General features: G+C 67.5%; 4 protein-coding genes. All 4 read right to left on the bottom strand.

Annotated features, from left to right (window positions below):
* The coding region (locus AC1VAN_RS00235; protein WP_480985054.1) for a ShlB/FhaC/HecB family hemolysin secretion/activation protein at window positions 1-1,089 on the bottom strand (1,089 nt) is incomplete at its 3' end.
* Between the two features lie 61 nt (window positions 1,090-1,150).
* Window positions 1,151-14,695, bottom strand: a complete 13,545-nt coding sequence (locus tag AC1VAN_RS00230) for a filamentous haemagglutinin family protein (RefSeq protein WP_480985053.1) — start codon at window positions 14,693-14,695, stop codon at window positions 1,151-1,153.
* 268 nt (window positions 14,696-14,963) lie between these two features.
* The gene (locus AC1VAN_RS00225) at window positions 14,964-16,007 is read right to left on the bottom strand and encodes a FecR family protein (RefSeq protein WP_480985052.1); all 1,044 of its coding nucleotides are present in this window, start codon (window positions 16,005-16,007) and stop codon (window positions 14,964-14,966) included.
* On the bottom strand, window positions 16,004-16,220 hold a 217-nt coding region (locus tag AC1VAN_RS00220), incomplete at its 5' end, for an RNA polymerase sigma factor (protein WP_480985051.1). The genes AC1VAN_RS00220 and AC1VAN_RS00225, both read right to left, overlap by 4 nt.

Here is a 16,220-nt window from a genome sequence, read left to right as displayed (position 1 = left end):
GCCGTAGCCAAGCAGGCTGCGGGTGCCGAACACCATCTGCAGGTTGACACTGAGCTGATGCTTTTCGCCTTGGCGGAAGCCGCTGTAGGCGAAGGTGATCGGCGCGTATTTGAGCGGCGCGAAATCGGAGGCCTGGCCGACCATCGCCACCGATTCGTCCAGGTCCTTGAAGTCGATGCCGGCTGACAACTGGTGCCACCACGCACCGGCCATCGGCAAGGTGTGGTTGAGCTTCAGGCCCAGCGCATGGCCCTTGCCGGTCACGTTGGTCTGGCCGCTGGAAACCACGTTGCTGTCGGAGCGGTAGCCGGACAGTTCCAGCATCCAGTCGGGCCCGGCCAGCGGCAGGCCGTAGGAAGCCGACAGCACGTTGGCCTGGTCCAGGTCCTGCGGGGCGGCAAAGAAGGTGAGCGAGGCGGTGTGGTCGCGCTGCCACAGGTTGTCGTTGCCGATGCTGAGGGTGCTGCGCAGCGGCTCGGTGTCGACGCTGTGGTCGTTGTTGACGCTGGCGCTGTAACGCCACGGCGACGCATCATCCACCTTGAGTTCGACATCCATGCGGCCGTCGGCACCGGGTTTGACGAGCGGGATCACCTGACGCTTGCCGTTGCGGTTGAGTTCGGTCAGCTGCGCCTGTGCCTGGGCGAAGTCCGGCACCACCCCGGCCTGCAGGGCGGGAACGCGGGCGCGCAGCCGCTGCGGATCATTGTGCTGCGCACCGACCACCTTGACCTCACCGACGCGGGTCTCGCTGACCTGCAGGATCACCACGCCGCCGCTGACCTGCTGTTCGGGCAGCTCGACATACACCGACTGGTAGCCCTTGCCCTGGTAGGCGGTCTGCAGGGCCAGCCGCGCTGCCTCGACATCCTGCAATGTGCGGTCCGGGCCGAGGTACGGGGTGACTGCGCGTTCGATCTCGCGCGCATCCAGCACGCTGTTGCCACGCACAAGGTACTCGTTGATGTTGACGCGGGCGGCGGGCGGCGCGTTGGTGGGCGCCTGCTCCTGCGCGGCGGCCAACGGAATCACACACATCAGGCACAGCGGCAAGGGCGCCCAGGCCCCTGCCTTGGTCGGGAAGAACATCAGTGGCGTCTCAATGCGGAAAAGTGGGAAGGCGATGCGGAACGGGTTGGCAGTGGCATCGTCATTGCCGCTTGGCCGAAGACGTGGCCATGCGTGCACGCTGTTCGGCTGTCAGTTCGCCCATGCCCACCACCTGCACCACGCTGTCCGGGTCGTAGCGGTCGTCATCGCGGGCCGGACGGGTACTGCTGGTGGCCTCGCCAAAGCCGAGCACCTGCACGCTGATGGTCGAAGGCTGCGCTTGCTGGGTCTGCCGTTTGACCATCTCCTGCGCGGCCTGCACGGCACTGTTGGCAGCGGTACTGGCCGAGGTCAGCGCACTGACATTCACCGCTGCCACTACCGGGACGCCTGYGGACTTGCCCTGCACCTGGATGTTGTCGGCATTGAGCACCTGCAGCGCCGCCAGGTTGACGTTGCCGGAGACACGGATACCGGCCTCACCGGCATCGATGGTGCCCAGCGGAGCAATAAGGTCGATGTCCCCAGGTGCGATCTCCGGGATCGGGTTGAGGGTGGCGATGCCGGCACCGGTGGTGGGCGTGTTCGGCGACAGGGTGACGTTGCCCACGCTGTCGTAGACGCGACGCTGCGGCGTGTAGACCACGGTGGTCTTGCTGCCGCGTCCGGCGTTGATGTCACCGCCGGCCGACCAGGCCAGGATGTTGCCGCCGAAGGTGGTGAAGACGCGGCTCTGGCCGAGCAGAATGCTGTCGCGCGAGTAGATGCTGATGTCACCCTCGCCCTGGGTCATCACGCCCGAACCGGCACCCGGCACGAAGCCGCCGTCGATGCCGACCAGCGTGCGCCCGCCCGGGGTCATGATCTGCACGTCACCGCCGAACTGGGTATGGATGCCGGCGTCGACCACTTCGTAGTACGCCACACCGTAGGACGGGCTGCCCATCGCCTGCCACTCGGCCTTGCTGATATAGGTCTTGCCCGGCGTCGGCCGATCCTTGCCGACACCGTTGGTGCTGATGTACTCATCCACATACAGCGCACTGCTGAACAGGGTGAGGTCACCGTTGTAGCGGCCGCCGTTGTCTGCGCCGGGCAACAGGGTGGCGATCGCTTCACGACCGCGCACGTAGCTGCCGAAGCGCTTGCCGTTGGCATCGTTGTACTCGCGGCCGGCACTCTTCAACTCGGCGTAATAGACATTGCGCAGGAACGCGTGCTGCTGTTCGGCCGGAAGGGCCGCGAAGAACGTGCGCGCATCCATCGTGCCCGCATCGAAATGCAGGCCCAGGCCATTGTCGGCACCGAAGCGGGTGCTCAACCAGTTCACCAGATGCAACTGGCTCTGCAGGCGGAACTCGCGTGCCAACGAGCGTGTGGGAGCATTGCCGCCGCCGACCAGCGACGCAGCACGCGCCTGGTCCAGTTCGGCCTGCTTGCTGGCCAGGAAGGCATCGGCACCGGCGGCATCGCCGCTGTAGCCGAACTCACGCTGCAGCCATTGCGGCAGCGTCAGTTCGCCACTGTAGATCGACACGGCCTTGCCAGGCTGCTCGGACAGCGGCCGCTCCGGATCGGCCAGGTTCACTGCATCCAGGTAGCGCGCGGCAAATGCGTTCCAGTCCGCACCCGCGCCCATGCCGGCGGCCACGACGATGCTGGCACCGCTGGCGCGGTCGCTGGAACCGGCATCGACAACGTTGCCCAGCGATTTGATCTCGCCCTTGTCGGCCAGGTAGACGTTGCGGCCGGCACTCACATCCAGCAGGCCCGGGCCGGTGACGTAGAAGGTGCTGAAGCGGATGTCACGCCCGGCCTGCACCACCGAGATGTCATCGGCATGGCCGTGCGCGATCAGGTTGCCGCGGCCCTCGCCGACGGTGTCCTTCTGGCCCAGGCCCGTGCCGCTGTTGCTGATATCGCGGCCGGCGCGGATCGCCACCGGAATCGAGCCGTCATAGCGGTAGCCATCGCGTGCCTTCAGCCCCAGCTCGGCGATCTGGCCCATGCGCAGGCCAACGATGTCACCCTGCACGGCGTAATAGCGCGCCGGCTGCTGGCCCACGGCGGCGTAGCTTGAGGTCGCCTGGCTGCCAAAGTTCAGCAACGAGGCGTTGCTGATGCGGCCATTGCCATCGGTGATCCAGTCGTTGAAGGCGATGTTGGCCGCCGCAGCGTTGTGGATGCGCGTGGGGCTGAAGCCATTCGGCCCACCACCGGTCTGCGCGGTGATGCCCATGAAAGCTGGATTGAACGGACTGCTGAGTGCCCTCGGGTCGGCGGTGGATGCGGTGATGGCGTAGCCGCTGGCGTAGATCGAGTCGCCCGCAAGCAGGGCCAGCTCGCCCTTGCCGGTGGCGTTGATGAACTGGCTGCCCTGCGGCGCGGGCGCCAGTGTCAGCCCGCGCAGCACGCGCAGTGGTGTGCTGCCGAAGTTGTTGCGCAGCGCGGTGGTGCCCACGCCGTAGTAGAGGCTGCCATTGGCCGCAACCGCACGCAGGATGGAAGGATAGAAATCGCCATCCAGAGTGCCCGATGCGTTGCTGCCACGGCGGTCGATGGCGATGTCTTCGTTGTTGGCGCCACCGGCCCACTCCGTGGTCGGGGTCAGGTTGCCGCCTGCACTGAACAGATCGATGCTGGTGGAAGGTGTCCACAGCGAGAACGAACTCCACCCCTCGCCCGCCACCTGCTGGCCTGCATACGTAAACGGCGTGGCATTGAGCAGCTTGGTGCGGCCGGGATCACCCACGCCGCCGAGCACCAGATCGCCGCGCGTATCCAGCCGTGCTGACGAATCGCCAAGTACCAGCACCGGTCCGCCACCGGCGTAGGCACGGCCTGCCGCGAAAGGATCGCCACCACGCGAATCGATGTGGTCCAGCACGCCGTAGCGCAGTTGCAACCCACCCAGCGCGCCGGCTTCCACGCGCAAGGCACCGCGCAGGTTGACCAGCGTGCTGTTGAGGTCGTGTTCGTTGCGGCGCAGTTCCGCGTTCGGGTTCAGGCTGCCGCCGATACGCAGGTCGAGGTCACCGCCACCGGTCAGCACCAGATCGCCCGCAGCGGTCATGCGGCCACTGCTGCCGACCACCAGGTTCAGGCCCTGGCTGCGCGGTACCAGCGTCTTGTCCAGACTCTGCGCGCCCTGGTTGAGGCGTGCATCGCCGCGGGCGGACTGGATACCGGCATCACCGCCGGCTTCCACCACCAGGTTGCCGCCACCCAGCGTGCCCACGCCGGTGAAGCCGGCCAGGAACGGGGCATTGGCATAGCGTGCGTTGGAATTTGCCAGGTAGCTGCCATCGGCCGAACCGGGCACGTAGGTGCCGAAGTTGACCCACCACGCAACGGGCGTGCCGTCGCTGCCCGGCGTCACGCTGCCGGTGCCCTGTCGCCACAACCAATTGCCGATGGCCACCGAGCCGATCTGCCCACGCATCATGCCGAAGGACACGGTGTTGCGGGGCTCGCCACCCGCGCCGATCAGGTCGCCGACCAGATTGCCACCGGCGCGCACCAGCACGTTGCCACCATGTTCGGGATACCACGCGCTGTAGAGACTCTGCGTGCCGCCGTCGATCAATGGCCGGAAAGCAGCCTCCTGATCCTTCCACAGCAGGCTGCCATCCTTCAGCGCGCCGCGTGGCTGGTTGTAGGGGTCAACGCCATTGCCGGCGGCCAGCGACGACGACGCCGTACCGGCGGTGTACACGCCATAGGGCGAATGCATCTGCAGGTCACCGGCTGCCACCAGGTCGAGGTCGCCGGTGCCGGTRCGCAGCACGCTGAACAYCTGCTCGCGGGCGGGCCGGGCGATGTCGGCGAACTGCGGCGGCACTCCCGGGTTGGCTTCGTACACCGGCTCCCCCAGGCCCCAGCCATTGAGCTCCAGCGGGCTGGATGTGATCAGGCCGAAGAGGATCAACATGTCGATGTTGTCCTGGGTGATGATTTCGCCGGCAATCACCTGGCTGGGCAGGCCGATCGAGTTCCAGGTATCAGCATCAACGTCCACCGCCCAGCGATACTCGGCGGGGATGCCCGTACCGGGCACCGGCGCGTTCTCCACCAGCACGCCGTAATGGGTATCGGCCAGGCGCACGGTGCCGGTGGCGCCTCGCGCCATGGCGCGGGTGTCGGCCGCCTGCAGATCGGCACCAGCCACCAGGCGCAGGTCGAACGACTGCGAGCCGGCTGCCAGCATCGGCGCCAGTGCCCAGGTACGCCCCTGGTTRCCGTTGGCATCGGCCGGACGCAGGTTGATCGACTCTGCGCTGCCTGGCAGTTTGACGTCGGTTTCCGACGGCAGGATCGCCCCCTTGGCCAGCAGCAGCGGCTGCGCAAGGCTCATGCCTACCGGCAGCGGAACGCCGGCCGGCCAGGTACCGGCTGCCATCGAGGTGGCCGCAGGTACGCGGAAACCCGCGTCCAACTGCGTGCCTGCCGCCAGTGTGGTGGCCTGCGCCAGCACCGTGCCGGCCGCATGCAGCAGCACCCCATTGCCATCGCGGATGGYCGCGCCCAGCACGGTGCCGGCCGGCAACGCCAGCTCGCCTGCCAGGGTCATGCGGGACGGCAGCTGCGTACCCGAGGGCAACTGCATCGCCGCTGCGGGAAGGTCGAAATTGAGTGTACGTCCCGGCTGGAACGCACTGCCGGCATCCAGCGTGACCACCCCGCCATGCGGAATCACCACTTCGCCGCCGAACGGAATACGCCCGTTCGGCAACAGCCAGCCCTTGTCATCCGGTGTGCTGCCCACCAGCAGGCGCGAGCCGTCGAAACCGTCGCTGATGCTGCCGAACACTTCCAGGTCGCCCGCCGCACGCAGCACCAGCGCACCGGCTTCACCGGAACCGTACTGGCGGGTCTTCTGCAGATGCGGGTTGAGGCTGGCGTAGCGATAGCCGGRCAGATCGATATCGCCATCGACATGCAGATGGCCATCACGATTGACCAGCGCGTCGGCACTGCTGCTGATCTGTACACCCGGCCGCAGATGGAACTGGTCGCCATAGGCACGCAACCCGGCCAGTTTGCCGTCGATCAACGCCCCGTTGCCCAGCGCGTTGTCGATGAACGCCGTACTGTCGGCATGGATCGTGTCCAGGTACGCCTGGTTGATGACCTGGTAGCTGCGGCCATCCACCGTGGCATCGGTGCCGGCGGCAGCATCGGTGTAGGTCTGGAAAGCATTGACGGTGATCGCGCGGGCACCATCGATGCGTACAGGCGCCGAAGCATCGATCGCCACATCATTGCCACGCGCGCCGCCCAGGCGGGGGGCATTGAGCACAACCGTTCCGTACGCCGCCGGTGCATCGCTGACACCGAGATCCATGCGCGCGCCAGCGGCCAGTGCCAGCAGCCCATTGCCCGAATCCAGTTCGATCACCGCACGGTTCGGTGCTTCGATCACCTGGCCGTAGCTGTCCCGGCGCAGCACGCTGCCATGCGCGTCCAGCACCGCAGCGGTGCCCAGGCTGAGGCCGTCGCGGGCGGCCAGGCGGATGCTGCCCACCTGTTCGCCACTGGCGTCGATATGGCCCTGCACGGTCAGATGGCCGGCATCGACCGAGACGTTCACCTCGCGCGCCTTCAGCCCATCACCGATGACCAGGTCGCCCTGCTTGAGCTGGAAGCTGCGGCCACCGAAGACCTGCCCCGCGTTGAGACGCGTGTTGAGGGCGGCGAAGTCGTCGATGTGCTGCGCACGCAGATCGAGATAGGCACTGCTGTACGGCACCCAGGTGCCGCCGGTGTCGTAGCCGCCGCTGCTGCCACCCAGCATCTGGCCAGCCAGCGATACAGTGCCAGCGCCTGCACCCAGCGCGCTGGCATTGAGCCGACCGCCGCGGTTGTTCACCGCCGACAGATCGATGCGCGAGCCCGCCGCCTGCACGATGCTGCCGGCCTGGGAATCCAGGRTGACRTCACCGCCCCAGCTGTAGCGACTGACATCGAACATGTCGATGCGGCGCCCGGCAAGGTCCAGCTGCGCACCATCGCCCAGGCGCACGTCATCCTGCGCCGCCAGCTGCAGCTTGCCGCTGGGCAGCTGTACGCGGGTATCCAGCAGCAGATCGCGGCCGGCCTGCAGTGAAAGCTCAGCGCCCAGCGCCGCTGCCGGATCGCTGGCGACCGCATTGCCGCCCTGCGCTGCGACCACGGCGATGCGGCCACCGGCACGGATGCGATTGATCGATCCGGCTGCGCCGGTGAACAGCGGGGTGCTGATCAGCAGGTCACCGCCGCTGTAATCGAAGGCCTTGGCCTGCCCGTTCCAGGCGCCCTGCGATTGGTACACCGACAGGCTGCCGATGTGATTGGCGCTGATGCGATCGCTGGCGTTCAGTGCAACCGTGCCGAAGCCCAGCGTCTGCCGGCCATGCATGGCCACGGTGTCGGGCTGGGACTGCTCGGCATAGCCGAACAGGATCTGCCGCGCATCCACCTRCAGCTGGCCACTGCCTGTACCCGCGCCACCGGCAACAACATCGCCAGCCGGACGCGCACTGCCGTTCCAGACGAGGGTATCGGTGCGGATGCGGGCCACTGCATCGGCATCGCCCTGGCCACGGATGGCGGGCGCGGTCAGCACCAGTTGTCCCAGCGTTGACTTGCCGCTGGCATCGAGCGTGGACAGCTCTACCGAATCAAAGAAGTTCACCGCATCGCCGGCCGTCAGCACCAGCTTTTCCAATGCAGGCGCACCGGTACTGGCATCGCCGCGCAGCAGGCGATCCAACACCTGCTGGTTGAGGGTGAGTCCAGCCGGCAGCAGGCCCTCGGCGGCCATCCGTGCCAGCGCATCAGTACTGCCAACGTTGATGTTGCCAACGGCCAGCACCAGGTTGCGGGCGCCGTAGCGCGCACTGTCGGCCAGCTCGAAGCCCGCCGTGGTGGCGGCGGTGAGGGTACCGCCTGCGTACAGCGTAGCGGCACCGCTGCAGCTGCGGTCGGCACCGCAACCACCAATCAGGATGTCACCCTGTCCATAGCGCGCTTCGGTGCTGGTGCCCGGTGCCAGCATGTCCAGCCAACCGTTGGATACCGCCAGCACCGCCGTGGTGCCGGGGTCGAAGATATAGCCAGCGGTCGAATCCCACGCCGCCGCGCCCTGGCCGAGCGTCGTGATGGATGCGCCCTGCTCCACCGTGATGCCACCTTCGCGCGCACCGGCCACCAGGAACACCTGCGCGGCCGACAGCTGCGCCCCGCTGCGCAGCACCACCTGCGACGACGCCTGGCCGTTGCTGCCGAACCCAAGCTTGTAGGCGTCCTGGGTGATGCGGTTGGCCTGGAACACCGACGTAGGCGTCCCGCCAATCGTCATCGTGTTGGCCCCTACCGCGTTCAGCGCATCGGCATGCACCGACAGGCCGCTGAAGCCGTCGGTGACCGTACTGCCGGGCGCCAGCACTTCCAGCGCACCTGGGCTGCGCACAACCAGCTCACTGCCGTAACCACCGCTGGCGGCTACGCCACGCACGCTGCCCGGCGCGATCGCCAGCGCATGCACTTCGGGTTTGTCAGCCTGGCGATTGGAAAGATCCAGCGTCAGCCTGCCGGCATCACGCTCCAGCCGGGGCCGCGGTGCACCGTCACGCTGCGCCCAGGCCAGGCCGAACTGCGCGTAGCTGGTTTCGTTGTATTGCGAGTACTGCCGCAGGGTGTCGGCGGCAGTCACGATCACCTGCGAGGTCAGCGCATCCTGGATATCGGTGCCGGCCGTGCTGAACCGCGCCGCCGTGCTCCACGAGCCGTTGCGCATCGCCGTGCTGGCGCCGAAACCGGCCTGGCTGCTGGCCTGGCCATTGAGTTCCACCCGGAATGCACCCGGCAGCAGCGCGTAGGTGGATGGCAGCAAGGTGTAGGTTCCGGCCGGCAAACCCGGCACACCCGCGCCAATCTGGATCTGGCGGCCGATGGCCGGATCACCCGCGCCCTTCTCCGCTGCGATCGGTGCGGCATCGGCCTGTGCGCCGGGCACGATCGCATAGACCGGATTGCTGGACAGGCCAGGCAGCACGAAGCCACCGCCGTTGGCATCGATCTGCACCAACGGATGCAAGCGTGCATCGGTGGAACCGCCACGCCCGCTCAGGAACGCCGCGCCACTCAGCTCACCGCCGCCGGACAGGTCCAGCACCGCACCAGCCTGCACATCGATGTTCTCGCCTCGCAGGGTGACACCGCCGAACTCGTTGCCGCTGACACCGATGCCCTTGTAGACCGCATCCAGGCCGTCATGCACATAGGTCAGGCCATCCTTGGTACCGCCGTAAGGCATGCGCAGGCCCGCGCCGCTGACAGACGTCACGCTGCCCGGCAACAACTGCACGCGGCTGGCCAGTCCGAAGGTGCCGCCGTCGGCCTGGCCGATCAGGAGTTCGCCCAGCGGTGCGCGGACCACGCCACCCTGTTCGATGTTGGACGACAACAGCCGCAAGGTACCGAACGCCGCCAGCGGTGCAGCCGGCAGCGCGTCACCACTGCGCTCCACGCGCAGCGAACGTGCCGGGTCGTACACCACCTGGAACTGACCCCACTGGTCGACGGTGCCCATCTTGCCGGCACGGATCTCAGCCACCGCCTGGGTGGCGGGATAGATCTGGCTGGCGGACAGCACCAGGTCGCCCACCGTATCGATCGAGCTGCGGTCGCGCACCTTGGATTTGAGCAGGCGCAGGTCACCCCTGCTGCGCAGCTCCACGGTTTCAAAGCCATCGCGCTGCACATTGATGGTGCCAGCGCCCTGTGCCAGCTTGCCGGAAGTGCCGAAGGCCACCGACTCGATCACATCCAGCACCCCTGCTTCCACGCGCAGCGTAGAGGCATCGCGCAACGCAGGCAGGCGCTGGATCTCGGGCAACGGCAGGGTGTGCGCATCCTTCGCACCACGGGTGTTGCCGGCCAGCCGTACATACGGTGCGGCCAGCGCCACCTGCGCGCCGTTCCCGCTGTGTTCTGCCAGGCTGAAATTGCTGGCGGTCAGGCGCAGGCCCTGGCTCATGGCCAGGTCCACGCCGTCGTTGAAGCTCATCACGCCATTGACCAGCAGGCCCAGGTTGCCGAAGCCTCCGGCCTGGATGCGGTCGACGCCAATCGCGGCGCGCCCATAGACCAGCGCTGGATCGCGCTGGCCGGGTTGCAGCGCAGCAGCCAGGCCACTATCTGCCTGCTGCTGGGTCACGCTGAGTTCGCGCAACGAGCGCACGCGATCGTCTGGATTGCCGGCCAGCAGATAGTTCGGTGCTTCCAGTGCCACCGACAGGGTGCCGCCGGCGGCACCGCGCCCACCGGCAGCTGCACGCAGGCTGCCCTCCAGGAACAGGCCATTGAAGCTGGCCAGGTGCAGCACGCCACCATCGCCGGCCACGTCAGTCGCCCCTTGGCCAGGCACATCGAGCGTGGCACTGGCACCGGAGGCATCGAGGCGTGCACCGGGGCGCACCACCACGAATGCGTCCACACCATCCACGCTGGTGGCGTTGGCATCGTAGCGGCCTCCCAGCTGGATGCGGCCGCCATCACCAACCTGGCCGAAACGCTGGCCACGTGCATCACGTTCAACCTGGGCCACGCCGGAAACATCAAGCACGGCGTGATCGCCGATCCACAGCGAGCGGTCGTGGCTCTTAGGCGACGCGGCGATCTCACCCAGCCCCATGTCGAGGATGTCGATGCGCCCGCTGTGGGCCTGCAACGTGCCGTCCACGGTGATCTGGCCATTGCCGGCCAGACCGATGCTGCGCCCGTTGTCCACCTGCAGGTGCGCACCCTCGCCGATCGCCAGCGTTGCCAGCGCGCCCATCGTGCTGCCTGCACGCAGCTGCAGGTCGGCCCCCTTGCGCTGCTGCAGCGTCGCCTTGGCAGTGTCAGCGCTGAATTCCGGTGCCAACCATTCCTGCAATGCCTCGCCGGGCGCGCCGCCACTGCGCAGTGCCCGCGCATGTTCCAGGTCCAGCTGCAGCACCGGCATGCTCACCCGCAGGTCGGCGCCGGGTGCCACCGCCAGGCTCTGCTGGCCAGTCACTTCATAGCGCGCGAAGCCCTGCCCGAACAACTCGCTGGACAGCTGCAACGGGCGCTCTACCGCCACATCCTGCGCCAGCACGTTGCCGGCGCCGATGCGCGTGCCGGCGGCGAAACGGATATCGGTCGGTGCCACGCTGCCGGCTTTCAGCGTTGCCGCCGACGGCAGTACCCGGATGCCCTGCGGAAACACGTCCGCCGGCACCGCATAGTTGATCGGGAAGCCACCCTGGAAGCCGGTGATCTGGGTAACGACGGTGCCCGCCGCCAGGGTCGGCGGCGGCGTCCATGCGTTCACCGTGAACGCGCGCCCATCCAGCGTGCGCAGGATGTAGGAGTCGGCGTTGGCCACCGGCTTGGGTGGGGTCCAGCTCGCGCCCAGGGTGAGGTGGGTTTCCGGGCGGGCGGGGTCCACCACCGGCTGCGTGCCCAGCGTCTCTCCCGGTTGGGCCTGTACGCGGGTATAGGCATAGTCGACCGGCAATGTGCTGCCCGCCAGCACCTGGAAGGTGTCGGAGGTGAGCAGATCGATTGGCGCGCTTTCGCCCGCGCGCAGCAGGCCGTCGCTGCCGGCCACCTGTCCACCGATCACCACCGCCTTGCCCGATTGCAGCCGCAGCGTGCCGCCGCCCTTGACACCGTGGCCACGCAGATCGCCCTGCAGGCTCAGCTGACCCGCCGCAATGCCGGCCACCGGTGCTTCCTCCAGCGCGTTGGCGATCAGCGCGATGTCGCCGCCGCGACCGCCACGCAGGTGGTCGTCGGCCTGCAGCGCTGCGCCCGAAGAGGCATCCAGGCGTGCGCCGCGCGCCACCAGCACATCCTGGCTGCTGCGCAGCTGGATGCTGCCACCATCCACATAGGGCATGCCCTCGATGCCAAGTGGCTCGGTCTGCAGGTTGCTCCACAGACCACGGGTATCAAGCAGCACGCCCTCGCCCAGCAACGTGCGTGCACGGCTGTTGGCAGCCACTGGAACCAGCGCACGATCGAGCCAACCGGTACTCTCGCTCCAGCCGGGCACGATGTTGCCCAGCGCGATCGCGCCACCACGGGCCACCAGATCGGCATTCACCTGCACCTGGGTGGCATGCAGGCCCAGCGAACCCCCTGCTGCCATCTGCAGCGCCTGGTCCACCACCACCGCATCACGTGCGTAGACCTGCAGGCCCCCCAGCGCCAGGCTGTTCAACCACGCCGCATCCAGATGCATGCCGGTGCTGCTGTCACTTTCTGCAACCGGCACGCTGCCGATCTGCACCTTGCCGGTCACGGCCGAAGGTGTGTAGCGCAGGCCGTGCGTGCCCTTGTCCTGCACCGCACGCTGCTGGCCGATCACCAGCTGGCCATTGCGGGCCACTGCCGTCTGCGCCTGCAGGTAGCCATCCAGATCGATCTGGCGGGCATTGATCTGGCGGTCGCCCTGGAACGTCGCGGTTTCGATGTCGCCCTGCAGCTGCGCCGACTGCGTGGCCACGATCATCCGGCCCGCATCGCGACCCACCACGTAGCCGTTCTCCAGGCGCTGGCGCGCACCGATCAGCGGGTTGTAGTGGTATTCGGTAGTGCCCCAACGGGCGTGGCTGCTCTCGAAGCCCTTGTACAGGCCGGTGTACAGCAGGTCGCCCGGTGCGGTGGAGGCGCTGTACAGACGGCCATCGGCTCCCTTCAGGTGGGTCTGCTGGATATAGCCGGTCTGCACGTCCAAGGTGCCGCCGGACAGGTTGATCTGCGAGCCCGCGCGCGTCTGCAGGTTGCCGCCACTGAACTGCACGGAGCCACCCTGCGCCGACCATTCACCGATACCGTGACCGGTAACGCCCAGATAGCCGCCCACTTCCAGCAAGCCCCCGGCGGTGTACCAGCGATCGGCCTCGTAACCGTTGGTGCCCGCCGGCACCAGGGTCAGGTCGCGCCGGTCCAGCCAGATGTTGTTGCTGCTGAGCTTCTCGCCAAGGCGGTTGACCGGCGCATCGCGCTGTTCGTTGCCCTGCACGTTGATCTGGACGTTGTTGGCTTCCATCGCGATCTTGACGCCGACATGGCCGGACACGTCGATCCGCGCGCCCTGCTGCAGCTCGGTGCTGCGTGCATCCACATACACCTGGCCGCCGGTGGCCAGGGTCAGGCTGTCCTTCGCAAAGCTGACATCGCCGGCCGTATCGATCTGCACCAGTGACTGGTCGCGGCGATGCTGGATGCCATCGCCGGCCTTGTCCGAGTCCAGCACCAGCGTCTCGCGCTGCACATCCAGCGCGGTGGTGGCCGAGTCGTCCAGCACGATGGCGGTGGTGCTGCCCTGCGCCAGCTGGATGCTGCCTTCGGTGTCACTGCGCTCATTGCGCAGATGGATGGTGCCGCGTGCATGCACCGAACTGGTGGCCACCAGCGTGCCGTGCTGCTGCACTTCATGACCAACCAGGGTGATGTCGCCGGTGCTGGCCTGCACCAGGCCGGTGTTGCTGACCACGCCTGCCGCAGCGTCCACCGGCATGCCGGCCGCTGCAGGCGCGCGAAGTGCGGTCACCACGTTGCCACGGGTGGTGGAGGTCAGGTTCTGGTCGGTGCCCAGACCCTTGCGGATCACGAACGCATCGCCAGCGGCCAGCACGGTCTGCCCGTTGGCGCTGCTGATCTGCCCATGGTTGCTGACCTGCCGGCCGAGCAGCAGCACATAGCCACCGCCTTCGGTAACGGTGGTAGGCGCATGCGTGGTGATCTGCGCACCGCGCTCGACCACCACATCACCGGTGGCTGCCGCATGCGCGAAACTGTTGGCGCTGCTGCTCAGTTCGTTGCCGAACGTGGGAATGAAAGCCGTTCCCTGCGCATCGCTGTACAGGCCCTTGCGGAACTGCGCATCGCTGATGTTCACCGCCGAGGCCGCCAGGTTGCGCACGTTCACCTGGCTGCTGCCGTCGAACACCACGCCATTGCGGTTGACCAGCATCACCGTACCCTGGCCCTGGATGCGGCCAAGAATCTGCGACGGCCGTGCGGACGGATCGTTGATGCGGTTCAGCAGCGACCAGCCCGCCTGCTGGTCGAAGTCGACCACGGTGTTGCGGCCGACGTTGAAGGTTTCCCAGTTGAGGATGGCCTTGTCGGCCGTCTGCGTGATGCTGACCGTGGTGGTGCCGTCCTTGCTGCTCTGCACCGGACCGCTGGCGTTGGACCAGCCTTTGGTCAGCGCATCGTCGTCGATCTTCAGGCCACCCTGGCCCAGGCCATCGGGCACCTGGCTGACGCGCAGTCGCGCCGCATCGCGGGCACTCTGCTGCAGGCGCTGCTGCATTGCGATGGCCTGCGCAGCAGTGCCGAGATTGTCCAGCGAGGTCTGCAGCGTCTCACGCGCCTTCTGCGCCTGTGCATCGGTGCGCAGCAGATTGGACGGCATGCCGCTGGGCAGCCGTCCGCTCTGCGCGGCGGTCTGCTGCTGTGCGCCCTTGTTGGCGAACCACGCAGGGCTGAAGGCCTGTTGCGCCGATACTCCGCCCACCATGCCGCCTGCCATCAGCAACAGGGCAATGGCCTGCGCCAGCGGCTGCACCTGCGGTGCCCGTGCAGCTGCGCGCATGCCCAGATCGTTCTGCTGCTTCACCATCGCCATCACCCGTCGCAATATCGTTCGCTGATAAGGGCAAGCACATGCCGTAGCGGCACTCCATCGGCGCACCCCCAGGAACAGGAGCCAGCCTGACGCCGCATTGCGTTGCGCTTGTTACGGTGGATAAGACCGGGTTGGATGGCAGCGACTGAACCGCTGCAACAAAAATTTCATCTACAGATGACGGCCTGTCGGTCAGCACTGCAGGTGTCATCGCAACGTCATGCAGGCGTGTTGTGATCGCGCGCCCGCAGGATCCGCATGCTCAGCCCAACAGCACCACGTCGCCGGGCATGCTGACAACACGTGCGCCATAGGCATCGCGTACCAAGTCGATGAAGGTATCGATGCGCTGCAACGAAATACGGGCCTGCACACGGCGCTGCGACAACGTGCTGTCTGCGATGACGATGCGCCCGGTGCGGTAGCGGTTGATCTCTTCAACCACCTCCGACAGCGGCTGGTCATCGAACATCAACCAGCCGTGTCGCCACGCGTCGACGCGTTCGGTGGGCACCTCCCCCACCGAGGCAATGCGCGCGCCATCCAGCCGTGCCTGCCAGCCCTGCTGCAGCACCACTGTCCGCGCGCCACGGGCAAGCGCGGCGGTGCCAGCCAGGCAGGTCACCCGTACATCCCCACCCACGCAGCGCACGTTCACCCGAGCGCCCGGGTCCAGCGTCACCCGCGCGCCCTCCACCTGGATCTCGAAGCCACGCCGTGCCCACGCAGGTAGCGCGAATTGTGCCTCGCCCTGGCTCAACTGCAGTCCGCGCGCATGATCGTCGGACCGTCGCAGACGGGTGCGTGTACCCATCGCCACCGTCACCCCCTGGATCTCCAGCTCGCGGCGCTCACCGGTGGCGGTGCGGTAGTCCGCGCCCAGTGCCCCCAGCTCCGGCCACAGACCCAGTGGCGAACTGGCCGCCAGCCAGCAGCCACCTGCCGCCGCTGCGACTGCGCCGCCCAGGAATGCCCTGCGCCCCATTCGCGCGCGGCTGCGCGGCCGAGCAGGGCTGCCGGCATGGGCAGCTGGCGGCGGACWTGCCACCGGCTGCTCCTCACGGGCCACAGGCGCCTGTTCTGCCTGCGCACCCGTAGCCTGCAGCGCCGGCCCCAGCGCCTTCCACAGCGCGCGTGCCTGTGCAAACGCAGCGGCGTGGCGCGGGTCGAGCCCCCGCCATCGGCGGAAGGCGTCGGCGTCGGCTTCACTGACTGCCGCACCGTTCAGGCGCAGCAACCAATCCTGTGCCTGTTGCCGTACGTCTGCCGGCAGTGGGGAGGCCACATTCGTCTTCATATCAGTCATGACGGTTTTCCGGCGCCGGGACCGAACCGTTGCACCAACGGCCGGTCCAGCCGTCCTGCGCAGTGCTGCAGGGCCTTCTTCAGCTCCTTGCCGATCATCCGCGCCGACACCCCGTGCTGCAGGGCAATGGCCTCGATCGGCAACTGCTCGATGCGCGCCGCCACCAGGATGGCGCGCTGGCGCTCGGGCAGCTCGCGCAGCGCCTGCTCCAGC

This window comes from Stenotrophomonas sp. 05L44_2 (assembly GCF_056665995.1).
Note: the sequence above shows the minus strand (reverse complement) of the source record. Positions and strands in the feature narration are given on the sequence as shown.